This window comes from Paenimyroides aestuarii (genome assembly GCF_024628805.1).
GTDB classification, from domain to species: domain Bacteria; phylum Bacteroidota; class Bacteroidia; order Flavobacteriales; family Flavobacteriaceae; genus Flavobacterium; species Flavobacterium aestuarii_A.
In genome coordinates, this window is record NZ_CP102382.1 from 560,658 (window position 1) to 584,152 (window position 23,495).

20 protein-coding genes are annotated in these 23,495 nt (G+C 36.5%); 7 read left to right on the forward strand and 13 right to left on the reverse strand.

Going from position 1 to position 23,495, the window contains the following annotated elements:
* Positions 1-2 precede the first annotated feature (2 nt).
* Together NPX36_RS02710 and aat are read left to right on the forward strand one after the other, a co-directional pair.
* Positions 3-503 carry a DUF3127 domain-containing protein gene (locus NPX36_RS02710; protein WP_257499891.1) on the forward strand — a complete coding sequence of 167 codons (501 nt, stop codon included), beginning with the start codon at positions 3-5 and terminating at the stop codon, positions 501-503.
* 182 nt (positions 504-685) lie between these two features.
* Positions 686-1,384 carry a leucyl/phenylalanyl-tRNA--protein transferase gene (gene aat / locus NPX36_RS02715; protein ID WP_257499892.1) on the forward strand — a complete coding sequence of 233 codons (699 nt, stop codon included), beginning with the start codon at positions 686-688 and terminating at the stop codon, positions 1,382-1,384.
* Here aat and NPX36_RS02720 read toward each other — a convergent pair.
* Positions 1,333-1,995, reverse strand: coding sequence for a queuosine precursor transporter (locus tag NPX36_RS02720; protein ID WP_257499893.1), 663 nt, complete (start codon positions 1,993-1,995; stop codon positions 1,333-1,335). The two genes, aat and NPX36_RS02720, sit on opposite strands and share 52 nt — an antisense overlap.
* Positions 1,995-2,558, reverse strand: coding sequence for a DNA-3-methyladenine glycosylase I (locus NPX36_RS02725; protein WP_257499894.1), 564 nt, complete (start codon positions 2,556-2,558; stop codon positions 1,995-1,997). The genes NPX36_RS02720 and NPX36_RS02725 overlap by 1 nt, the downstream gene beginning before the upstream one ends.
* A 53-nt stretch (positions 2,559-2,611) precedes the next feature.
* Between NPX36_RS02725 and NPX36_RS02730 the strand changes: the two genes are divergently transcribed.
* Positions 2,612-3,484, forward strand: a complete 873-nt coding sequence (locus NPX36_RS02730; protein ID WP_257499895.1) for a carboxypeptidase-like regulatory domain-containing protein — start codon at positions 2,612-2,614, stop codon at positions 3,482-3,484.
* Between the two features lie 39 nt (positions 3,485-3,523).
* Here NPX36_RS02730 and NPX36_RS02735 read toward each other — a convergent pair whose 3' ends face one another.
* Complete coding sequence (locus tag NPX36_RS02735) at positions 3,524-5,908, reverse strand: TonB-dependent receptor domain-containing protein (protein WP_257499896.1); 2,385 nt, start codon at positions 5,906-5,908, stop codon at positions 3,524-3,526.
* Between the two features lie 161 nt (positions 5,909-6,069).
* Between NPX36_RS02735 and NPX36_RS02740 the strand changes: the two genes are divergently transcribed.
* Positions 6,070-6,462: a hypothetical protein gene (locus NPX36_RS02740; RefSeq protein ID WP_257499897.1), complete on the forward strand. Its 393-nt coding sequence runs from the start codon at positions 6,070-6,072 to the stop codon at positions 6,460-6,462.
* A 103-nt stretch (positions 6,463-6,565) separates the two neighbouring features.
* Here NPX36_RS02740 and tsf read toward each other — a convergent pair whose 3' ends face one another.
* From tsf to rplM, 4 genes are all read right to left on the reverse strand, one after another.
* Positions 6,566-7,531, reverse strand: a complete 966-nt coding sequence (gene tsf, locus NPX36_RS02745) for a translation elongation factor Ts (RefSeq protein WP_257499898.1) — start codon at positions 7,529-7,531, stop codon at positions 6,566-6,568.
* Positions 7,532-7,637: 106 nt separating this feature from the next.
* Positions 7,638-8,381 (reverse strand): 30S ribosomal protein S2, encoded by a 744-nt coding sequence (gene rpsB, locus NPX36_RS02750; RefSeq protein ID WP_257499899.1) that lies wholly within the window; start codon positions 8,379-8,381, stop codon positions 7,638-7,640.
* Between the two features lie 155 nt (positions 8,382-8,536).
* Positions 8,537-8,923 carry a 30S ribosomal protein S9 gene (rpsI, locus tag NPX36_RS02755; protein ID WP_257499900.1) on the reverse strand — a complete coding sequence of 129 codons (387 nt, stop codon included), beginning with the start codon at positions 8,921-8,923 and terminating at the stop codon, positions 8,537-8,539.
* Positions 8,923-9,378, reverse strand: a complete 456-nt coding sequence (gene rplM / locus NPX36_RS02760; RefSeq protein ID WP_257499901.1) for a 50S ribosomal protein L13 — start codon at positions 9,376-9,378, stop codon at positions 8,923-8,925. Before rplM ends, rpsI begins: the two co-directional genes overlap by 1 nt.
* A 290-nt stretch (positions 9,379-9,668) precedes the next feature.
* On the opposite strand from rplM, the gene NPX36_RS02765 reads away from it, so the two are divergent.
* On the forward strand, positions 9,669-16,697 hold the full coding sequence (locus NPX36_RS02765) for an Ig-like domain-containing protein (RefSeq protein WP_257499902.1): 7,029 nt from the start codon (positions 9,669-9,671) through the stop codon (positions 16,695-16,697).
* 307 nt (positions 16,698-17,004) lie between these two features.
* On the opposite strand, the gene NPX36_RS02770 is transcribed toward NPX36_RS02765, so the two are convergent.
* The 5 genes from NPX36_RS02770 to NPX36_RS02790 all read right to left on the reverse strand — a co-directional run bounded on the left by NPX36_RS02770 (position 17,005) and on the right by NPX36_RS02790 (position 21,191).
* On the reverse strand, positions 17,005-18,057 hold the full coding sequence (locus tag NPX36_RS02770) for a PA0069 family radical SAM protein (RefSeq protein ID WP_257499903.1): 1,053 nt from the start codon (positions 18,055-18,057) through the stop codon (positions 17,005-17,007).
* Positions 18,058-18,237: 180 nt separating this feature from the next.
* On the reverse strand, positions 18,238-18,882 hold the full coding sequence (locus NPX36_RS02775; RefSeq protein ID WP_257499904.1) for an HD domain-containing protein: 645 nt from the start codon (positions 18,880-18,882) through the stop codon (positions 18,238-18,240).
* Positions 18,883-18,930: 48 nt separating this feature from the next.
* Positions 18,931-19,935, reverse strand: coding sequence for an acyl-ACP desaturase (locus NPX36_RS02780; protein WP_257499905.1), 1,005 nt, complete (start codon positions 19,933-19,935; stop codon positions 18,931-18,933).
* 31 nt (positions 19,936-19,966) lie between these two features.
* Positions 19,967-20,698: a lysophospholipid acyltransferase family protein gene (locus NPX36_RS02785; protein WP_257499906.1), complete on the reverse strand. Its 732-nt coding sequence runs from the start codon at positions 20,696-20,698 to the stop codon at positions 19,967-19,969.
* A gap of 82 nt (positions 20,699-20,780) precedes the next feature.
* Positions 20,781-21,191, reverse strand: coding sequence for a BrxA/BrxB family bacilliredoxin (locus NPX36_RS02790; protein WP_257499907.1), 411 nt, complete (start codon positions 21,189-21,191; stop codon positions 20,781-20,783).
* A 133-nt stretch (positions 21,192-21,324) separates the two neighbouring features.
* Here NPX36_RS02790 and NPX36_RS02795 point away from each other — a divergent pair, with 133 nt between their 5' ends.
* Positions 21,325-22,221 carry a S66 peptidase family protein gene (locus NPX36_RS02795; RefSeq protein ID WP_257499908.1) on the forward strand — a complete coding sequence of 299 codons (897 nt, stop codon included), beginning with the start codon at positions 21,325-21,327 and terminating at the stop codon, positions 22,219-22,221.
* Positions 22,221-22,577: a YraN family protein gene (locus NPX36_RS02800; RefSeq protein WP_257499909.1), complete on the forward strand. Its 357-nt coding sequence runs from the start codon at positions 22,221-22,223 to the stop codon at positions 22,575-22,577. The genes NPX36_RS02795 and NPX36_RS02800 overlap by 1 nt, the downstream gene beginning before the upstream one ends.
* Before the next feature lie 15 nt (positions 22,578-22,592).
* Here NPX36_RS02800 and NPX36_RS02805 read toward each other — a convergent pair whose 3' ends face one another.
* Positions 22,593-23,486 carry an IS982 family transposase gene (locus NPX36_RS02805; RefSeq protein WP_257498814.1) on the reverse strand — a complete coding sequence of 298 codons (894 nt, stop codon included), beginning with the start codon at positions 23,484-23,486 and terminating at the stop codon, positions 22,593-22,595.
* Positions 23,487-23,495 lie beyond the last annotated feature (9 nt).

The window sequence follows — 23,495 nt, forward strand, 5'->3', positions numbered from 1 at the left end:
AAATGGAAGTTTTAGGAAGAATTAAAGTAATTGGACCTGTACAAGATGTAAGTCCAACATTCAGAAAAAGAGAATTGGTTGTAACAACCGAAGAGCAATATCCGCAACATATTTTAATCGAATTCACGCAAGATAAATGCGATTTATTGAACACTTTTCAATTGGGAGAGCAAGTGCGTATAGGCATTAATTTGCGCGGAAGAGAATGGGTTAATCCACAAGGAGAAACGCGTTATTTCAACTCGATCCAAGGTTGGAGAATCGATCGTCCGCAAATGCAACAACCTGCTTACAACCAACCACAACAAGGTTACGGAGCACCTCAAGGCGGTGGTTATGCACCACCACAACAAGGTTACAGCCAGCAACCACAGCAAGGACAAGGGCAACCAAATCCGTTTGAAAACCAAGGTGGTGGTTATGCCAACAATAACAATTCAGGCTTTCCTCCTGCTCCAAATTTCAATCAAAACGAAGAAGCAGAAGACGATTTGCCTTTTTAATAGCGCAAAAACAATAATTTTGAATCCTGATTACATTTGTAATCGGGATTTTTTTTATCTTGACCAGATAGAAGCTTGAAGCATTGAACATTATTGCCACAGATGCACCGATTTTTATTTTTTTTAATCTGTTAATCTGTGGTAAAAGCTATGTGACTATGTGGTTTCAAATATCTTATTAAATGTACAAACTTACCAAAGAACTCTATTTCCCAAATGTGGAAACCGCCCATTCGTCGGGCATTGTGGCTTTTGGTGGCGATTTATCTCCCGAAAGACTAATTTTGGCTTACAAAAGTGGGATTTTTCCGTGGTTTGAAGACGGAGAAGAAATTACATGGTTTGCACCTGAAGAGCGAATGGTATTGTTTTTAAACCAATTAAAAATATCCAAATCAACCAGAAACCTCATCAACAGAAACATTTTTAAAACCACGTTCAACACCGCTTTTGAAAACGTAATTACGCAATGCCAACAAATAAAACGCAGCGGTCAATTAGGCACTTGGATTACAGATGATATGCTAAAAGCCTACCTTAAATTACACGAAATGGGTTATGCAAAATCAGTGGAAGTGTGGCAGAATGAGGAGCTTGTTGGCGGTTTGTATGGTATCGATTTAGGACATATTTTTTGTGGTGAAAGCATGTTTTCTAAAGTATCAAATGCTTCAAAAATGGCGTTTATTGCATTGACCCAAAAATTAAAAGCCGAGAATTATCAATTGATAGACTGTCAGGTTTATAATGATTATTTGGCACAATTGGGAGCCGAAGAAATTCCACGCGAGTTATTTATGCAAATTCTAAACAGGCAGTTAAAGGTTGTTTATGAAGATGAAACACTTGATTCTCTTTCTAAAAAGTTCTTAATGAGGTAATGCCCCAAGTAGATCAATGGCGTTAAGCCAACAGCTAATAGAAGCTTAAAGGAGTAGCCCGTTGCTGCCATATTCACATAATCTTGAAAGCTAAGCTTGCCAGTGAGCCAAAAGGCAATTCCGGTTACAATAAAACTATCAAACAACTGCGAAATCACAGTTGACCCGGTGCTGCGAAGCCAAATCATTTTGCCACCTGTTCGTTTTTTAAAAAAGACAAACAAAGCGGCATCTATCAGTTGCGAACACACAAAAGCAATAATACTGGCAATAATAATCCACAAACCCTGACCAAATACTTCTTGAAAAGCACTGAAACTGACCGCAGAAACATTAGAAGTCGGAATTTGTATCGCCAAAAAAACCATACAAAACGTATAGGAAATTAAGCCAGTTGTTAAAAATGTTAGCTTTTTCACGCCTTCTTTACCAAAATATTCGTTGATTAAATCGGTAACCACAAACACGATGGGCCAAGGCAAAATACCTACACTCAGAATAAAAGGACCAACGTTTATTAGTTTGCCACCAATTAATTCGGCAACAATGGCATTTGTTATAAAAACACCTCCTAACAGTATAAATACGATTTGTTTTTTAGTGAGTTTCATTAGTGGCTTTTATAGCAAAAACATTCTGTAATATGATCATTTACCATTCCCACCGCTTGCATAAAAGCATAAACGGTAGTAGATCCCATAAATTTAAAACCACGCTTTTTTAAATCTTTTGCAATGGCATCTGAAATATCGGTTTTTGCAACAGCGTCTTTTATGCTTTTCAGTTTATTGTCAATCGGTTTACCGTTTACATAGTTCCATACATATTCAGAAAACGAACCAAATTCTTTTTGAATTTCCTGAAAAATGCGTGCGTTGTTTATAGTAGCTTCAATTTTACCACGGTGGCGAATAATTCCTTCGTTTTGCAACAATTCTTCCACTTTTTCGGGGTTGTATTTTGCTATTTTTTTATAATTGAATTGATCAAAAGCTGTACGGAAATTTTCACGCTTTTTTAAAATCGTAATCCAACTTAAACCCGCCTGAAAAGATTCTAGCACCAAAAATTCAAACAAAACGTTGTCATCATAAACAGGTTTTCCCCATTCTTCGTCGTGGTATTTTATATACAACTCATCGTTTGACACCCAATTGCAACGTATTTTTTTCATTGTTTTTATTATATTTATCTTTTACAAAGATATTTAAAGGTTTTAAAATAAATATGAGCATTACAAATAAATACTATCTTATTGTATTCATCTTATTTCAACAAATAAGTTTTTCTCAACAAAATATAAAAGGTTCAATTACTTCAGAAAATGAACCAGTACCTTATGCACAAATTTATTCAAAAGCATCAGAACGTCCTGTATATTCGGATAGTTTAGGTACGTTTCATTTAAAAAATATAAATCAAAATGAAACCATCACCATTAAATGTATAGGGTATGAAGATAAAAATGTAAAAGTTGCTGATAATAATTCTATTAAAATTGAATTAAAAAAGGCTGATTTTTTATTAGATGAAATTGTAATAGATGTTATAAATTCTGGTTGGGAAAAATTTTTCAAAAAATCTAAAGCTCATTTATGGGCATCAATTGTCCCTGCAATTGAGGGCTTTTCATTAATAACAAAATTTAAAGCAACTACCGATGTAAAGTTTAATGGTATATGCTTTATTGCAAAAAACAATGGTATCTATTTAACCAAAAGATTAAGACCGCTTGTTTTTAAAAAAACAATTGAACCTTCTTCTACGCAAATTGATTCCGAAGTTCAAGTATTTACTATTCCAAAAAACAATACCGGTAAATTAAATAATAAAGATTTTAGAGTAGAATTTATATTTAACAATATTATTGAACTAAAAAAAGGGGAAGAAATTTATATAGGTGTAGAATTTGTTCCTAATGATTTAACTAATGTAAACGTTAGCGACAATCTTATGTTTGCCTCAGTAAAAGAAATAAACAGTCCTCATTTAGAAACTAAATTATACTCCTTTTTATTTAATGATGAGGTACGAGGTAAATATTACAAAGAAATACCATTAAATGAAGATTTATACTTTGAACTTAAAGTTGTAAAATAACCCCAAATTCTAACAAATTTGGGGTTTATCTTTTCTATACTAATTCGTCTTAAAAGGCGGAGTTCCTTGTGGAAATAGTTGCTGGTTTTGATCTTTAAACGATCCAAAATTGAAGGTTAATCCCACTTTAAACATGCGGCGTTCGTTTAAGGTTTCGGTACGCATTTGCAAACCGTTTCCAAAAACGTTCACATCAAAACCATCGGTATTCAGCACATTATCAACCCCTACATTCAAAGTTAATTTATTATCCATAAATTTCTTGTTCACTGAAATATTCAAGTTTTGCGCTGGTTTGTTGAGTTCGTACAAATTCATCACTCCTTTAAACATGTTGTAATAGGTAACAAAAGCCCGTGTGTTGTTGCCCAAATAAAACTGCGAATAGGTGAATATATAAAAAGCACCTCTTTGAAATCGATCGGGAATCACCTCATCATACGTGGTTTTAAAATATCCGGCATTCAAATATGTGAACGACAACTCATCCACATTCAATCCGTTTCGGTCGTTGATCATGTTTTTAATTCCTTTGGTAAACATGGCATAAGGAATTGGCAATCCCATATTGAAACTCTGCGAAAAACCGTTTTCTATATTATTCGATTTCGATTCTAACGTACCATTATCGGCTATTTCGTAAAACACCACGTTTTGATTAGGCATTTTTGACAGGTTGTAATTGAAATAAATATAATCAAACACGGTTAAGGTAGCATTCATATTATGGCTTATTTGCGGTTTCAGGTTTGGATTTCCTGCATTTGCTACCAACAAACTGTTCTGCGAGGTGATGTTAGGATTAAATGCTTGCGCACCTGGCAAATTCATGCGTTTACTGTATCCCGCGCTTAAATAAACACCAGACATTAAATTATATTTTAAGCTCACCGTTGGAAACAAATTGGTGAAATCTTGCTTTAAATCGAGGGAATCAACTGCGGTTTCTGATTGATACGTTAAGTTTTCTAATCGCACTCCGGCCGAAATCATTAATGAATGAATTTTTCCGGAAACACTTGCATAAGCTGCCTTGTTGGTGTATTTAAAATCATACGGAATATAGGTTCGTGCCTGCTCCCAAATATAAGAACCGTTGTTGCCAGAAACCGAATGCGTGTAGTGTGCGCCTAAAGATAAAGTACCGTTTGCTGCCTTAAAAGGTGTTTCAAAATCGGCTCGGGTTTGGCTGTACACAAAATTATTATCAGCCAAAATAGTAGAAACATTTTCACCTTCCACAAACAATTGATTGCTGTTGGTATTGTTTTGAAATTCGGTGTTTGATGTCAATGTGAAATTCGTACCAATAGTATCCAGTTTTTGCGCATAAATAAACTGCAATTCGTGCATGTTGTTATTGCTTCGGTTGGCAGTTTGTTGCTTGTAGGTAAGCTCAGTATCGCCAAAAGCATTAAACATAGTGCCGTATGATTTTGGTTTGCTGTAGGTGTGGTTATAGTTGTATTTAAACGTTAGGTTGGCTAAATCGGTGATTTTGTACTGCCAATTGTTTCGCAGATAATAGTTTTGATACCAGCCATTGTTCCAGTAATTTTCGCGTGCTTTTACAGCAACTCCGTTACTGTTATAACTAAACTCGTTCAAAGAATTGGTGTTGCCCTCATGGTGGGTATAACCCGTGTTCATATTCCAGCTTAATTTGTTCTTTTTAAACATGATTTGTGCCGAAGTATTATTTTTAATACGACTATTCACGATGTTCTCTTGCGTGATACTGCCACTAATACCTTCAATTTTCGCCGATTTGGTAATGACATTGATAATGGTTCCGTTAAAAGTTGCGCTGTATTTTGCACCAGGGCGATCAATAATTTCGATGCTTTTCACCGTATTTGCAGGAAGGTTTTTCAGAAAATTGGTCAGCTGATCACCACTCATCCCAGTTGGTTCGCCATCTAAAAAAATCGTTGCCAGTTTTCCGTTGTGCGCAATTTGCCCATTGGCTGTAACCAACACTCCGGGTAATTTATTCACCGCATCAAACACACTACCTGCGTTTAAAACGGTCAACTTTTCCACATCAACCACCGTTTTATCGGCAAATCTGCGAATGTTTTTATTGGTTTGATCAATAACGATTCCGCTCAGCACTTCTTCTTGCTGTTCTGTGAATTGTAAATTTAGCGGTGCATCTGCACTGTATTGGAATGATTTTGTTACTGCCTTAAACTGCGAATGTTCCCAAGTAATAGTGTATTGTGTTACATTTTCAGGAATTTCGACCATAAAATAGCCGCTATCGTTTGTAGTAGCATGGTAAACCTTTTCTGTTTTAATAGTAATAAAAGTTTCAGGAATAGGTTCGCCTTCAAAAGTAACCAATCCTTCAATCTTTATGTTTTGAGCGTGTAGCAAACCTGCAAAAAGCAACGTGCAAGCAAGTAAAATGTTTTTCATCATTATTTTTTTAATTAGTAAATGATTGCAGTGTTTTGTTACAAAAACAATTGATTTTTCATCCTCGGCAATATATATCGGATCTTTAAATCAAAAAAAAGACTTTTAAAAATTAGGAAAATTGCTTTATTTTACTTATATTGAGTATATAAAAAAATTTAGAAATGACTTTAAAATTTACAAAAATTACGGCTTTATTAATAGTGATGACTTGTATCTCATCGTGTGCACACCGAATGGTGGGTACTTGGAATGTTTCAAAATTTGAAACCACTACACCTGGCGAACAATCTATTACTCTGAACAATGTAGGAACTATGGAATTTAAAGGGAATGGAGATGGCGAAAAAAAACTGAATTACTCGGTTTTAGGGATCGATCGAAACGATGAATTGCCTTTTAAATGGGAATGGAATGACGACAAATACATTTCGATTGAAAGCGAAGGCTCTGAATTTTCAAAAACATGGATTATTATGGAAAACGAGCGTAAATTTCAAAAATGGAAATCGACCGATGGCACAAACACCATTCAGATTTTAGAGTTAAAGAAATAAAACATCATAAACTTGTTCACTTTAAGTATAAGCCCGCTGAGGTAAAAACAAAACCCCAAACTCAGTTGAATTTGGGGTTTTTGGTATCATTAAAAATGACGAATTATCCTAAAGAAACACGTTTGAAACCTGCGATTTCTACGTTGTATCCTTTTACATAATCACCTACTTTTTTAGAATCGTCTTTAATAAAGTTTTGGTCTAATAACGCTTTTTCTTGATCTAAAGTAGTGTTATCAGAAATAAAACGCGCAATTTTACCTGGTAAAATTTTATCCCAGATTTGCTCTGGTTTGCCTTCTGCTTTCAATTCTGCTTTTGCATCTTCTTCAGCTTGTGCCAAAACAGCATCTGTAATTTGTGCATACGAAATGTATTTAGGAACATTTTTCAAAGTTTTACCTAAACGAGCTAATTCTTCATTGTCTTTTTCGATTACTGCAATGCGCGCAGCTGTTTCGTTTGCAACAAATGTTGGATCAAAATCTTTGTAAGATAATGTTTCTGCACCCATAGAAGCAACTTGCATAGAAACGTCTTTTGCCAATGCTTCTGCGTTGTCAATTTTAGAAGATAAAGCAGTTAAAGCAGCGATTTTGTTACCATGAACATACGTTCCCACAAAAGCACCTTCTAAAATTTCGAAACCACCGATTTCGATTTTTTCACCAATCACACCTGTTTGCTCAATTAATTTTTCAGCAACAGTCATTGATTCATTGTATGGAGAAGCCAAAAATTCTTCTTTAGAAGAGAAGTTGATTGCTTTTTCTACCAATTCGTTTGCCAATGCAACGAATGATTCATTTTTACCAACGAAATCTGTTTCACAGTTCAAAGTGATAATTGCACCTTTGGTGTGGTCTGCATTGATAAAAGATACAGCAGCACCTTCAGTAGATTCACGGTCTGAACGGTTTGCAGCAACTTTTTGCCCTTTTTCGCGCAAAATTTGGATTGCTTTGTCAAAATCGCCTTCAGCTTCTACCAAAGCTTTTTTACAGTCCATCATTCCGGCACCTGTAGTTTGTCTTAATTTATTTACGTCTGCAGCAGTAATATTTGCCATTTTATTGAGAATTAAATTAATTATTTGATTAAATAGAAAAAGTCGTTATTTGACAGACCCAAAAATAGGAAACCATCAGCATAACGACTTTAAGATACTGTTAAGATTACTCTTGTGCAGTAGGTTGTGCTTCAGTTTTAGCAGCTTCTTCTTTTTCAGATTTTCTTTCAGAATTTCCTTCAATGATAGCGCCAGTTACTAAAGATAATACTTTATCGATTGATTTAGAAGCATCGTCATTTGCTGGAATTACATAATCAACCTCGCGTGGGTCAGAGTTTGTATCAACCATTGCAAAAACTGGAATGTTTAATTTTTGAGCTTCTTTTACTGCGATGTGTTCAGCTTTGATATCAACTACAAATAATGCAGCCGGTAAACGTGTCATATCAGCAATAGAACCTAAGTTCTTTTCTAATTTTGCACGTAAACGGTCAACTTGTAAACGCTCTTTTTTAGAAAGAGTCATAAATGTACCGTCTTTTTTCATACGATCGATAGAAGCCATTTTTTTAACAGCTTTACGGATTGTAACGAAATTGGTCAACATACCACCTGGCCAACGCTCAGTGATGTATGGCATGTTTGCTGCTGCTGCTTTTTCAGCAACGATATCTTTTGCTTGTTTTTTAGTCGCTACGAATAATACTTTACGACCTGATGCTGCTATTTTCTTTAAAGCTTCGTTTGCTTCTTCGATTTTAGCTGCTGTTTTATATAGATTGATAATGTGGATTCCATTACGCTCCATATAGATATAAGGAGCCATGTTTGGATCCCACTTTCTAGTCATGTGTCCAAAGTGAACACCTGCTTCTAGTAATTCTTTAACTTCTACTTTGTTTGCCATTTTTGTAATAGTTTACGTTCTTGTGATTAGCAATGTTCCATCAAGCGGTAGCGTTATGCCTTTGCTATGAGGCTTCATTTAGATGCTAAACTACCTCTGACCTCAGCCAGCGACAACAAAAACTTAGATTTTTTATTAAATAATAATATAAAATATTAACGTTTAGAGAATTGGAATCTCTTACGAGCTTTCTTCTGACCGAATTTCTTACGCTCTACCATACGTGGGTCACGCGTTAATAAACCTTCTGGTTTTAAGATTGCTCTGTTTTCTGCGTCAACTTCACACATTGCACGTGCAATAGCCATACGTACAGCTTCTGCCTGCCCTGTTGTTCCACCACCGTACACGTTTACTTTCACATCAAAGTTTTCTGCATTTTCTGTCATAGAAAGTGGTTGCATTACTTTGTATTGTAAAGTTGCCGTTGGGAAGTAAGTTGCGAAATCTTTTTTGTTCACTGTGATGTTACCAGAACCTTCTGTAACATAAACACGAGCTACTGCGGTTTTTCTTCTACCGATTTTGTGAATAACTGCCATTACTTAATTTCGTTTAAATTAACGGTTTTTGGTTTCTGAGCCTCGTGTTTGTGAGCTGAACCAACATTTACATTTAAATTACGGAATAATTGTGCACCTAATTTATTTTTAGGCAACATTCCTTTTACAGCTTTTTCTACTAATAATGCAGGATTTTTTTGTTGCATTACTTTTGCTGTTAATTCTCTTTGACCACCTGGGTAACCTGTGTGACGAATGTACGTTTTGTCATTCAATTTGTTACCCGTTAAGTTGATCTTTTCTGCGTTGATAACAATTACGTTATCACCACAATCTACGTGAGGTGTATAACTTGGTTTGTACTTACCTCTCAAAATCATTGCAACTTTTGAAGCAAGGCGTCCTAAGTTATGACCTTCAGCGTCTACAACAACCCATTCTTTTTGAACAGTTGCTTTGTTTGCTGATACTGTCTTGTAGCTTAAACTTTCCACAATAAATTATTTTTAATTAAACATTCCATTCCCAATAAAGGGAGTGCAAAATTAAACAATTTATTTTACTATACAAATTTGTTTGTTTTTATTTTATTTGTTCTACTCCATTAACCTTTTACATATACAATAGATTAACCGCAAACAAAAAACGCAATAATTGCTTTTAATTTAATAAAAAAAACATGTTTTAATGTTAAAAATTAAAAAATACTATATAAAAAATTAAATAACTAAAAATAAACTCTTAAATTTATCGTTCAAACAACAAATTCTAAATATTGTATTTTATGAAAAAAATTACACAATTATCTAGGTTTAAGATACGGTGGTTAACCACTAAAACCTTGATATTATTCATTTTAGGCTTACTTTTTCCAAGTTTTCAAATGATTGCTCAAACTTTCTCTTATACAGGAAATGTTCAGAGCGTTACCCTAGCGGCGGGAACATACGATATTGAAGTATGGGGAGCCAATGGAGGAGGTTCGCAAGGTGGTATAGGAGGATATTCAAAAGTTTCATACACACACACAGGGGGCACACTATACATTGTAGTTGGTGGAGCCGGCGCAACAGGAGGACTTCCTGCGGATATTAATGGAGGTTATAATGGAGGTGGTGCTAGACCAAACCCAGGAGGTGCAACTCGTGGATCTGGAGGTGGCGCTACACATGTTTCCCGCTCAAGTGGTTTATTAACAGATGCAACGGTACGTAGCAACATCATAGTAGTTGCTGGAGGTGCTGGAGGTGGTTCAAATTCTGGTACCGGAGTTGGCGGCGGCGGCGGTCTCACCGGAGTTAACAGCAATGGATCGAATCCAGGACAAGGCGGAACCCAAACCTCAGGAGGTGCTGCAGGAGCTGGAACTTCTGGTTCTCCAGGTACAGCCGGGCAAGGTGGACAATCGCTGGATATGGCTGGAGCCGGTGGTGGTGGCTGGTACGGCGGTGGAGCCGGTGGCGGAAGTGTCGCAGGCAACACTAGTAATGGTGGCGGTGGCGGATCAGGCTATATTAACGGATCGGGAGTAACTAGTGGCATCACTAGAGATCACACGCAATCTGGTTTTATTGCTAATCCAGATACTTCAGGAAACGGTACTGTTATTATTACATCAACCATCCCTTGTACCGGAACACCAAATGGAGGTACTGCAACCGCTAGCTCAAGAGCTTGTGCAAGTCAACCTTTTACTTTAACACTTAACAGCTATACTTTAGGAGGTGGAATTTCTTTACAATGGGAAAGTTCTCCTGCCGGATTAGGTACTTGGTCACCAATACCAAACGCAACTGGCAATACACATACAGTAACTAACCAAACAGCTGATACAGATTACCGTTGTGTTGTTACTTGTACAAATAGTAACGGTGTTAGTACATCTAACATTGTAACCGTTGGGCAGCCTTTAGCAGCAGTTAATTTCTACGAAAGTTTTGACGCTGTAGCAACAGGTAATACAACAACCCCGACTGTACCAGAATGTTGGACTTATCTGAATAAAGCATCATCGGGTTATGGTTATACCACAACTACTGCTGCAAGATCTGGGAAAGGTTTTTATACATACAGACCCAATACAACGGGCGAAATGTTGTTGATCTCACCTCAAACAAACAATTTAGGAAACGGAACGAAACAAGTTCGATTCTGGGCTCGTGTATCATCGACAACTTACGAAACTACACAGAAATTAGGTGTTTACACTATGAGCGACCCTACATCTACAGGAGTTTTATCATTAGTGGAAAACAACATTCCTTTAACAACTACTTGGCAAGAATTTATTGTTCCATTACCTGTAACTACAGACGATTATTTTGCATTTTCGTTTGATAACCAAAATGGAACCGCATATGTATATCTTGACGATGTGTATTATGAAGATTTATCACCATGTATTTTTCCTGTTAATTTAGCAGCGAACAACATTACAATCACTGGCGCAACTTTTACTTGGAATCCATCATTGGCTCCGGGAGTTACGGGTTATGAGTGGGAAGTACGTACATCTGGCACACCAGGAACAGCAGGTGCTGTTGCTAGCGGCAGTACTACGGCTCCTTCAACTACAGCCACTACAAATATCTTATCAGGTGCAACTACTTATTATGTATATGTAAGAGCTGTCTGTGGTACAAATAAAGGGGTATGGACCACTTTCCCTGTCAAGTTCACTACATTGTGCCCAGTTTACACAGCTAATTTCTATGAAAATTTTGATGGTGTTGATACAGGTGGTAGTACAAATCCTACCATTCCAAATTGTTGGACATACCTAAATAAGGCTTCTTCTGGCTACGGTTATACCACAACATCAGCCGGTAGAACAGGTAAAGGATTTTACACTTACCGCCCTAGCACAAGTAATGAAATGCTATTAATTTCTCCTGAAACTAACAATTTAGGCAATGGCACAAAACAAGTTCGCTTCTGGGCGCGTGTATCTTCAACGACTTACGAAGCTACTCAAAAACTAGGATTTTATACAATGAATGATCCTACAGCCACTGGTACATTAACTTTGTTACAGAATAACTTTCCGCTAACAACTACATGGCAAGAGTTTATAATTCCTTTGCCAGCAGGCACCGATGATTACTTTGCTTTTTCTTTTGATAGTCAAAACGGAACTACATATGTTTATCTCGATGATGTATATTACGAAGATTTGTCGCCATGTGTTTTCCCTATGAACTTGCAAGCAGCGAATATTACGCAAACATCGGCTACCATTTCATGGGATGCATCATTGGCAGCAGGTGTAACTGGTTATGAATATGAAATTCGTACATCAGGTACTGCTGGTTCAGGTGCAACCGGATTGGCTCAAACAAGCACCGTAAATGCGCCGACAACTTCTGTTAATATTTCAGGGTTAGATCATTCTACAAGTTATACGGTATATATACGCAGTAAATGTGGAACTACAGATGGACTTTGGACATCATTCCCTATTAAATTCAACACTTTATGTGGCGTGATAACTGGTTCATTCTTTGAAGGTTTTGAAAACACCGATACAGGAGGCACTTCAAATAACACAGTACCTAACTGTTGGACCTATTTAAGAACGGGGTCTAATAGTACTTATCCATATGGTTATACTGGCACAACTGGTCCGAAGACTGGCTCTAAACATTTCTATACTTATCAAGGTTCATCTTATGATGGTGAAGTTACCTTGGTTTCACCACAAACCGATAATTTAGGCAACGGTACGAAGCGTTTACGTTTTTCAGCGCGTTTGTATTTTTCAGGTAGTTATGGTGAAAAATTGAGTATTTACAGTATGGATGGAAATACAGCAAGTGCAACAAAAACATTGATTAAAACCATTAATGTTTCATCAACAGCTTATCAAGAATATATTGTTTATTTACCAATTAGCACTACCGATGATTATTTTGCATTTTCTTTTGATAATGAAAGTATGAATAAATACATCTTTATTGATGATATTTATTACGAAGATGCACCAAGTTGTAGACCAATTGAAGAAAGTACAATTTCAATATCGAATCTAAGCAAAAACTCATTTGATGTTTCTTGGCAGGATATATACAACCTGAACCAAATGGCTTACGAAGTGGAAGTGCGCACAAGTGGCAATCCAGGAACACCAGGAGCAATTTATAGCACGGTAACAGCTGTTGGTGTAACCAATATTACTGTACCTGGTTTAGCACCGTCAACAGGCTATACAGTTTATGTACGTGCAGTATGTTCGGCAACAGATCAAAGTGATTGGGCAAAAGGTCCATCGGTAACTACTTTGTGTAACTACTCTGACTTTGTAACTTACACGCCTTCGTTGGCATTGTGTGGACCACAAAAAGCGGTGTTAGACGCCACTTTAGTAGATACTACTTTTGAAGCAGCGTGGTTTGACAGCGCAACAGATGTAGAGCCATTATTTGTTGGATCTAACTTTGTTTCGGAAGACGATGTAACGCAAAACAGAAGTTTCTGGTTACGCAGTCAAAAAGTTGTGCCAAATTCAGATATCCAAGTTGGAAATGGAACTTCTACTACCACTAATAATTCGTCTTTTAACTACTCAAATTATGAAGGTTATAAGCATCACTATATATACACCGCTGAAGAATTAGGTTCTCTTGGTCTAGTAGCAGGGCCTATAACAGCTTTAAAGTTTGACATAGCAGTCTCAGGATCAAATAATCCTTTAGTAGATTTTAGTGTTTCTTTAGGTGCGGCATCTTCACCGGTAGCGTCTTTCCCAATGGTTGATAACTCTACATTAACTAATGTATATTCTAGCCCAAGTGAACCAGTTCCAACGGGTATAAAAACAATTACTTTCACTACGCCTTATCTATGGGATGGTGTAAGCGATGTGGTTGTTCAAATTGTATCATATAATGGTGCTTGGGGAAGTCCTTACGGATCATTAAGAACCCATACAACACCTGTTAATAGAACTGCTATTCTTTATTCTGATAATTCAAGTGCAGCTCAATTACTTGTTACTAACGCAGGTGTTTCAAGCCCGTTTATTGGAGCTACAACAACTAGTATTCGTCCAAACACAGTATTTGTTGGAAACGCAGGCTGTATATCCCCAGCGATAGAAATTCCGGTAACGGTTTCATTAAAACCGGCATTTGAACTTTCCACAGCGAGCATTACCTCATGTGAGGGCGGAGTATCAGATCCTGTAACCATTACCACCAACTTGGGTAACTACGATACATTTGTATGGACACCAAGTGCGGGAGTAAGCGGTGACGCAGTAAATGGTTGGACTTTCGCTACCAACGTGGAACAAGAATATGTATTATCTGCTACACAATCAAACGGTATTTGTGAGCACATTAAAACAGTTCGTGTATATGCAGGTAAAAAACCGGAAGCATTAACCACATTGGCTAGTTCTTACGACATTTGTAAAAACGAAATTCAAGAGTTAGAAGCTTTAGAAAGCATACCTGCTATGGCATCAATAGGTAGTAAATTAACTACCACAGCTGCAACAAGCGAAGTGTCTGCTTTTGTACAAAGTGCAATGTACTCTAAACAACAATATATTTATACGGCAGCAGAATTGATTGCACAAGGTGTAAATACATCAGGATACATTAACAGCTTGTCATTTGAAACCATTAATTCAGGAGCAAGTTTTAGCAACCCAATGTACACTGTGAAAATGATGTTAACACCAAATACTACATTTGGTACGACTAACTTTGCTACGGGTAATTTATCAACTGTATATTCAGAAGTGAATCATACACACACCTTCCAAGGTATGCAAACTATACAATTTGACAGTCCTTTCTATTGGGATGGACAATCAAACATATTGGTAGAAATCACCCAAGAAGGTATGGGTTCAGGTAACAACGCACAAACCTATTTTACAACCACACCAGGTTCCAATGTAGGTATGTATGCAACAAGTGCTACTGATCCAAACCCTACTGCAGGAACACGTACAACCGATCGTTTAGATGTTCAATTTGGTTTAGAACAATCAAACGTAACGTGGTCGCCAATAAACAATTTATATGTGGATGCGGCAGCAACTGTTCCATACACAGCAGGTACAAATGCTTTAACGGTTTATACCACATCGGGTGTAGCCATGAATCAAGTGTATAATGCATTGTTAACAGCACCATCGGGTTGTGAAACCACAAAAGCAATTACCATAAACGTAGCAGACGTGGTTACACCAGTGGTACAAAGTCAAACTTTTTGTCAGGCAACACCGGTAAGTAATGTAGTTGTAACAGGTGGTGCAAATGCAACTTTTGAATTTTATAGTTCAGCAACAGCAACAACACCTATCACCAACATTACCCAAACAGGTACGTACTATGTAGAAGCAACCCAAGGTAATTGTAAATCGGTACGTGTGCCATTTACAGCAACGGTAACACCATTGGCACTGCCAACTGCGCAATTTACACAAGTAGTTTGTGGCGGCGGAACAGTATCAGCCTTAATAGCTTCAGGTGTAAGCGGCTCTCAAATCAGATGGTATAGTTCAGCAACATCTACTACTCCATTGGCATCTACCACTCCGTTGGTTGATAACACCACTTATTATGCTTCGCAAATGTTAGGAGCATGTGAGTCAGGTAGAATAGCTGTATTGGTTGATATTAACGCAGCACCAGCATCATTAACACCACAAACCATTTCAATATGTGGTACGTTAAATTACGGTAACGTTAATTTAAATCAAATACCGGGTGCAGAATTAGTATGGTATCCATCAGCTACTTCTACAACACCAATACCAAACAATGGACAAATAGTAAACGGAACCTATTATGTTTCTCAGCGTGTAAACGGATGTGAATCATTACGTGTTCAGGTTATTGCAACTGCCCAAGGAAGTGTTCCGGCACCAACTGCAACAATCCAGAATATTTGTGGAGCAGGTACAGTAGCGCAATTAAATGCACAAATTTTACCAAATGCAACAGCAGAGTGGTATAGTAATGCAACAGCGGTAACACCATTGGCAGCCAATACGCCATTAACAAATGGAACTTACTATGTTTCTCAAAGAGTAGGCAACTGCGTATCGGTAAAAGTGCCAGTAGCAGTTCGTTTAATAAGTACAGCTGCTCCGGCAGTAGCTCCAATAACATTATGTGCGGGCTCTACAGTAGGAAGTATCACCTTACCAACACCATCAGGAGTATCTTACAGATGGTATGTAAACAGTACTTCAACAGTAGTTTTACCATCAACAGATGTTTTACAATCAGGATATTACTTTGTGACACGCGTTGAAAACGGATGTGAGTCAGCACGTACACAAGTTCAAATCACCATCAATAGCAGACCAAACAGCCCAACAGGTGCATCGCCTCAAACATTTAACGATACAGACAATGCACAAATAAGCAGTTTGATTATGACCCAGCCAAATGTGGTTTGGTATGCAACATACGATGATGCTATGAAAGGATTAAACCCATTGAACCAAAATATGCCATTGGTTGATCAAACAACTTATTACGCAGTAATTATTGGTTCGAACGGATGTCCAAGTTTACCAACCCCTATAGAAGTTCGTATTTTATTAGGAGTAAACGATTTTGATTTAAGTAAATTAAATTACTATCCAAACCCAGTAAACGATCAATTAACCATCACTTACAGTGAAGTAATCACCAATGTGGAAGTATTTGATTTGAATGGACGATTGGTAATGAAAAATAGTTTTGATAAAGAAACAGTTCAATTAGATTTTAGCAGATTAAGTTCAGGAACTTATATGTTGAATGTTAAAACTAAGGAAAACAGCCAATTTATTAAAATTGTAAAAAAATAGTTTTAATTAATAATAAATAATAGAAGCCGTTCGTAATGAATGGCTTCTATTTTTTTAATCACTTTTAATTAACAGCTTGTGCCATAAGACTACTTTAACTATTAAACTTATAATTCACAGAGCAGAAGTAACTTCTTATTTTTCATAAGCAACCTTTAATTGCCTATTTTAAGTTTGCATCACATGGGTAACTGGATATGCAAATAAAACTTACAGTTTAAGTTAAGCGACATTTTTGTAAATGTTGTTTTGATTATTAGGCAATATTTTTAAACCTACAAAGTCATAATTTTCTTGAAGGTTTTTATCAAAACAACCGCAACTGTTCGCCTTTTGTTCCATCAAACAAATCGGTTGATAACGCCGGAAATTTAGATCGACTAAAAAATTTCTTTCTGCCAATTTCAAATGTTTTGTGAATCATGTCGGCAAAATTTCCGTTTCCAGTATTGCGTTTTGCGATATTCTTTTCGGCTAAATTACCTTTGTGCAAGGATGCAATCTGATTTAAAACTTTTTCTTTTCGATCGGGATAATGCACTTCCAACCAATCTTTAAAAACAGGTTCCACCTCATCGTTTAATCCCACTAAAGTGTATCCAAAAGAATGTGCCCCATTTTCTGCAATTGCTTTCAAAATAGGTAGAATTTCCATGCTGTTTAAACCGGGAATGATCGGCGCAACCATTACATGCGTGGGAATATTACTTTCGGATAACGTTTGCAGTGCTTTTAATTTTATTTTTACCGATGACGTTCTGGGCTCTAAAACTCTACGCAAATCTTCGTTTATGGTCGGAATACTTAAAGATACATTCACCAAATTTTTAGCTGCCAGTGGTTTTAAAAGGTCTAAATCGCGCACCACTAAGGCATTTTTGGTAATGATACTTACCGGATGACGGTAATCTAAGCACAGCTGCAATATTTTGCGAGTAATTTCTAATTTTCGTTCTAAAGGTTGATAGCAATCGGTATTTCCCGATAATTGAATAGTTGATGCTTTGTAACCGCGTTTTAAAAAGAACTGCTCTAAAAGTTCGGGTGCGTTTTTCTTTACTAAAATAACACGCTCAAAATCTACGCCAGCGCTAAAACCCCAAAATTGATGCGTTGGGCGGGCGTAACAATAGGCGCAACCGTGTTCGCAACCCTGATATGGGTTTACAGAATATAAAAAGGGTAAGCTATTGCCTTTAATTTTATTGACAATTGTTTTTGGGAATACTTCTAAAATTTGTGTTTTAGCCAATTCTTCTTCATAATTATCTTGATAAATCGAGGTTTCATAACGTTGTTTAAAGAATTTATTAGCAATATTTTCTACGGCACCTTGTCCTTTTGGAATTTCTTTTTTCATACTGTTTTACCCTTACGCTTCTATCTTTCAAAAATACATTCAGCTAAAGACATTTTGTGTCATTGAAACCAAATATATCTTTGCATCTACAGAATAAAAAAAAAATTACACCTAAATCATGTGGGATTATTCCATTAAAAAACAGTAGGTATTGCAAAATGTATAAAACTAGGTGAGAGTTTAAACTTTACCTTCCCACTCATTAAAAAATTGCTCTAGAAAACCTTCCATATAACGGTGACGTTTCGCCGCCATTTCTTTTCCTGTTTGGGTATTCATTAAGTCTTTTAAAAGCAATAGTTTTTCATAAAAATGATTAATTGTTGTGCCTTTATGGTGTTTGTATTCCTCTTTGGTCATTTTTAATTTGGGCGTTATTTCGGGGTTGTGCATAGCATTGTTTTTATAACCTCCATAATTAAAAGTTCGGGCAATACCAATGGCTCCAATGGCATCTAAACGATCGGCATCTTGAACAATTTCTAACTCTTTTGAATGAAATGTTCTGTTGAAATTTCCGCCTTTAAACGAAATATTCTCGATAATTTTCACCACATGCGCTTGCACATCTTCCTTAATATGGATAGACTTCATAAAGTTGCGTGCTTTTTTAGGACCGATGGTTTCATCGCCATTGTGAAACTTACTATCGGCAATATCGTGCAACAATGCTGCTAACACAACAACTTGCTCATTGGCTTGTTCTTTTTTCAGCAAGGTTATTGCATTTTTATAAACCCGTTGAATGTGGAACCAGTCATGCCCAGCTTCTGCACCTTCTAACTCTTTTTTTACAAAATTTACTGTTTGATTGATGTAATCCATTTGAAGAAAACGATTAAAAAAGCCGATATTTCTATCGGCTGTTTTTTGTTATTTTACAATTGCGGGGGTTACCCATTTAAAAATATGTGATTCATCTGAAATCTTCATACGATCGGCTAATTTTGCCATTCTGTCTGGAAGTTTCATTAAATAATCTCTTGCTTTTTCGGCTTCATCTGTTAGGTTGGTAATCTTGTCTATTTCCCAACGTTTAATCAACTTATTTAGGATATCCACATAATCCATAGAGGTATAAACACCTATTCTTTGTGCCGATTCTGAGAAGTTGTGAAAAGCATCTCCAATTGCCCCACCCGATTCGCGGATTAAATTAGCTGGCATAGTGATTTTTCTTTTCATCATATAATGAAAAGCTTTCATCATTTCTGAAGGATCTACCTGAAAAATGCGTTCTACAAATTCGGAATATGCATGATGATGGCGCATTTCATCGCCTGCAATCAATTTGCATATTTTTGATAGTTTGTGGTCGCCGTATTTCTTTGCCATTTGTGCCACGCGGTTGTGCGAAACATACGTAGCTAACTCTTGGAAACTAGTAAAAACAAAGTTTTTGTAAGGATCGCGATCTGTTCCAGGGTCAAAACCATCGTTGATTAAATGGTGAGTGGTCATTTCCACCTCGCGCATGTTTACCCTACCAGACAAATACAAATATCTATTTAGCAAATCGCCATGACGGTTTTCTTCACCTGTCCAATGACGGATCCATTTTGCCCATCCGTTTCCATCGCCATCTTCACCGCCTCTTTGATCTACACCTTCCACATCCATTAACCATGATTCATAGGTGGGCAATGCTTCTTCGGTAATGGTATCGCCCACTAAAACCACCCAAAAATCATAAGGTAATTCTTTGGCATACGCTTGTAATTCGCGAACTTCTTCTAGAAAGTTTTCATTGCGCGCATCAGGTAGCATATCAGAAGGCTGCCAAATTTTTTCCACAGGGATTAAATAATTCTGCACAAAGGTATCTATGTTCTTTTCCAAGAACTGCATTACTTCTAATCGAACATTTTGAATAGACATTTTAATAATTTTTTATACAACTTTTGTTGCGTTACTTTATTGATGAAACAATTGCTTCTTCGGTTTTTTGAAACAATGTTGCAAAATCAAAATCGCTTACTTTCATGGCCTCATGAACTTGCAATTTTAGGGCGCTTCCCAAACCCATTGGAAACATTCCAAACCGAAACATTTTCCATGAGTTGTTAATTGTTAAAGGCACTACATACGCATCGGGAGCAAATTTACAAAGCATTTTCACTCCGTTTTCTGAAAAACGCTTTGGTTTTCCGGTTTTAGAGCGCGTTCCTTCTGGAAAAATCACTGCCGAACGGTTGTGCTTCTGTATGTATTCACCCAAACCTTTTATGGCGGGTAATGCTTGTTTGGGGTCGTTTCGATCAATTAAAACCGACCCACCGTATTTCAGATTGAACGACACACTTGGTATGCCTTTTCCCAATTCTTTTTTACTTACAAATTTTGGATGTGTTGCTCTTAAAAACCATATAATCGATACAATATCAAACATCGATTGATGGTTTGATACATAGATAATTGGTTTGTTCTGAGGCAATTTCTCACGTCCTTCCACATTAAATGTTGTTCCCAAAATGTTGGCGCTGCGCATTAGAAACCATTGCAAAATATCTACACTGGTTTTATGGGCTTGATACCCAAACAATTTCAAGCAAATCCATTGTATAGGATGAAACAACAACAAACTTAAACTTAAGAATAAATAATATACAATACTTAACGGATAAGATAAAATCTTGTGCACTTGTTACAATTTATGTTCAAATATACAACAAAAAAAAAATCTACCGAAATTCAGTAGATTTTTATGTTATTTGGCATACAAATTAACAATATTCATTGTATGCTTCCTTCAAATTCTCAGCAATAACATCTGCTGGATGCCCTTCAATATGGTGACGCTCTAACATGTGAACCAATTCGCCATTTTTAAACAAAGCCATTGAAGGCGATGAAGGTGGAAAAGGAAACATTTTTTCGCGTGCGGTGTCAACAGCTTCTTTGTGAACACCTGCAAAAACCGTTACAATTTGTGCCGGTTTTTTGTCGTTGCCTAAACTCATGATTGCTCCCGGGCGCGCATTACGAGCCGCACAACCGCAAACCGAGTTCACTACAACTAGAGTGGTTCCGTCTTTTGCTAATGCATTTGTAACTTCATCTGCTGTATATAATGCTTCAAAACCTGCCGAAGTTAATTCTTCTTGCATGGGTTTTACTATTTCTTCTGGATACATATTTTTATGTTTAATAATTATCCACAAAATTAATCATTTTTAACGACAGATGAAAATCAATAAAACTTAAAGAAATGTTATTTGTTTTGATAAAGATTCTTTGCAGTTTTATAAATTTGTTGAAAACAAAAACATGATACAACCACCATATTTACAAAAAGGCGATACGGTAGGAATAATTTGTACCGCAAGAAGTTTTTCGAGTGAAGCTGCTCAACCAGCTATAGAACTACTACAATCGTGGGGTTTGTTGGTTGAATTAGGGGCAACAATCGATGTGAATGTGAACCAATTAGGCGGAACCGACCAGCAGCGCACAGACGATTTGCAACAAATGTTAGACAACCCCAATATAAAAGCTATTTGGATTGCGAGAGGCGGATACGGAACGGTGCGAATTATCGATTCCATTGACTTTTCAAAATTTTTAAAGCACCCTAAGTGGATTATTGGTTTTAGCGACATTACGGTTTTGCACAGCCATATTCACAACTTAGGCGTGGCAACTTTGCATGCCATTATGCCGTATTCTGTGCCCAAAGCACTTGAAACCGCAAAAGAAACCCTAAAAAAAGCGCTTTTTAATGAAGCCTATCACATAGAATGCGCATCGAACCCAAGCAACAAATTAGGTACGGCAGAAGGTTTCCTTGTTGGTGGAAATTTATCGATTATTTATAGTCTTTTAGGCTCTAAATCGTCCATCAATACCCACGGAAAAATTTTGTACTTGGAAGATTTAGATGAATATTTATATCACATAGACCGTATGTTTTACAATTTAAAACGCAATGGCTATTTCGATGATTTGAATGGATTAATCATGGGTGGAATGACCGATATGCATGACAACCAAATTCCGTTTGGTTATGATGTAAGGCAAATTGTTTTGGATTTGTGTAAAGAATTCGATTTTCCTATTTGTTTTGATTTTCCCGCAGGACATATACCTGATAATCGTGCATTGAAATTAGGAACAACCGTTTCGCTTGATGTTACTGCAAACGCCACCATTTTAAAATACACATAATGGCAACACACAATGATATTGGCACAAAAGGGGAACGATTAGCCCAAGAATATTTACAAACGAATGGATACACCATTTTAGAAACAAACTATCGCTATAAAAAAGCCGAAATCGACATTATTGCCACCAAAGATCATCTTTTAGCAATAATTGAAGTAAAAACACGCACCTCTACCGATTATGGCGAACCAGAAAGCTTTGTAAACAACAAAAAAATCAAATTGATTTTAGAGGCAACCAATGCCTACATTCAAGAAAAAGATTTAGACTTAGAAGTGAGCTTGGATATTATTTCGGTAATTATTGGAAAAACAACCGAAATAAACCATATTCCGAACGCTTATTATTTCTTTTAACCTGAGTTCGATTAATCAGAACATTGTTAACTGATTTGTTTTTAGTTCATTATATTGTATTGAAGGTTTTTTAGGAAAAAATGAATAAGCAATTAGACCCGAAATAAGGTTTGTAAGAAAGTTTCCTATAGATCTATGTCTTGAATGTTCAATTTGACACATATTTTTCAATTCATCGTTAACTGTTTCAATAACAGAACGTTTTCTCAATAGTATTTTGTCAGACAAGGTCATTAAACAGTTTTTCATATTGTTTTTAAGTTGTGTGATTAGATGAACACCATCAACAAATAATATGTCTGCAATTTTTTTAGAGATATACCCTTTATCTGCAAAGAGTTTTCCGAAAATCCCTTTGAGAAATCCTTCATTTTTAAGAGGTTCACGGTCATCTACATTGGCTTGTGTAATAGTAAAGCTTAGAATTTCACCCTTTTCATTGATAATTAAGTGAAGCTTGAACCCATAGAACCACCCCATAGTGGACTTGCCTACGGTAGCTATATCTTTGAACACTTTATTGTTTTTGATTCGCTTGTTTTTACAAACCCTTACTGGAGTGGAATCAACAAATGAAATACCTGTACAATTGCCCATACAGCAGGTTTTTAAAAACATTGTGAGCGGAAGTATGTTGGATTGCATAAGCTCTGTAAATCTATTGTAAGACACTGTTTTAGGAAACTCAGCTTGCATATGTTTTTGAATATAGAAAATGTAAAAGTGCTTAAAGCATCTGAAACCGCTCAAATGAAAAAGAATCATAATACTTATTATTTCACTGGGTGACATCATTGGGGGTCTTTTAGATTTGTTTCCAATACTGTTTTTTTCAAGAAAAGGAAAAAATTGCTGGCAAAATTCATCAACAAGACAAAAAATTTCTGTAATTTTATCGAAATTAATCATAAGAAATAG

Bases quoted from the DNA above. Each gene is read 5' to 3' on its own strand.
- aat (WP_257499892.1), top strand. From the start codon at position 686: ATGTACAAACTTACCAAAGAACTCTATTTCCCAAATGTGGAAACCGCC.
- NPX36_RS02795 (WP_257499908.1), top strand. From the start codon at position 21,325: ATGATACAACCACCATATTTACAAAAAGGCGATACGGTAGGAATAATT.
- NPX36_RS02725 (WP_257499894.1), bottom strand. From the start codon at position 2,558: ATGAAAAAAATACGTTGCAATTGGGTGTCAAACGATGAGTTGTATATA.
- NPX36_RS02780 (WP_257499905.1), bottom strand. From the start codon at position 19,935: ATGTCTATTCAAAATGTTCGATTAGAAGTAATGCAGTTCTTGGAAAAG.
- NPX36_RS02730 (WP_257499895.1), top strand. From the start codon at position 2,612: ATGAGCATTACAAATAAATACTATCTTATTGTATTCATCTTATTTCAA.
- NPX36_RS02720 (WP_257499893.1), bottom strand. From the start codon at position 1,995: ATGAAACTCACTAAAAAACAAATCGTATTTATACTGTTAGGAGGTGTT.
- NPX36_RS02805 (WP_257498814.1), bottom strand. From the start codon at position 23,486: ATGATTAATTTCGATAAAATTACAGAAATTTTTTGTCTTGTTGATGAA.
- NPX36_RS02765 (WP_257499902.1), top strand. From the start codon at position 9,669: ATGAAAAAAATTACACAATTATCTAGGTTTAAGATACGGTGGTTAACC.
- NPX36_RS02710 (WP_257499891.1), top strand. From the start codon at position 3: ATGGAAGTTTTAGGAAGAATTAAAGTAATTGGACCTGTACAAGATGTA.
- NPX36_RS02735 (WP_257499896.1), bottom strand. From the start codon at position 5,908: ATGATGAAAAACATTTTACTTGCTTGCACGTTGCTTTTTGCAGGTTTG.
- tsf (WP_257499898.1), bottom strand. From the start codon at position 7,531: ATGGCAAATATTACTGCTGCAGACGTAAATAAATTAAGACAAACTACA.
- NPX36_RS02800 (WP_257499909.1), top strand. From the start codon at position 22,221: ATGGCAACACACAATGATATTGGCACAAAAGGGGAACGATTAGCCCAA.
- rpsI (WP_257499900.1), bottom strand. From the start codon at position 8,923: ATGGCAGTTATTCACAAAATCGGTAGAAGAAAAACCGCAGTAGCTCGT.
- NPX36_RS02775 (WP_257499904.1), bottom strand. From the start codon at position 18,882: ATGGATTACATCAATCAAACAGTAAATTTTGTAAAAAAAGAGTTAGAA.
- NPX36_RS02740 (WP_257499897.1), top strand. From the start codon at position 6,070: ATGACTTTAAAATTTACAAAAATTACGGCTTTATTAATAGTGATGACT.
- NPX36_RS02790 (WP_257499907.1), bottom strand. From the start codon at position 21,191: ATGTATCCAGAAGAAATAGTAAAACCCATGCAAGAAGAATTAACTTCG.
- NPX36_RS02770 (WP_257499903.1), bottom strand. From the start codon at position 18,057: ATGAAAAAAGAAATTCCAAAAGGACAAGGTGCCGTAGAAAATATTGCT.
- rpsB (WP_257499899.1), bottom strand. From the start codon at position 8,381: ATGGCAAACAAAGTAGAAGTTAAAGAATTACTAGAAGCAGGTGTTCAC.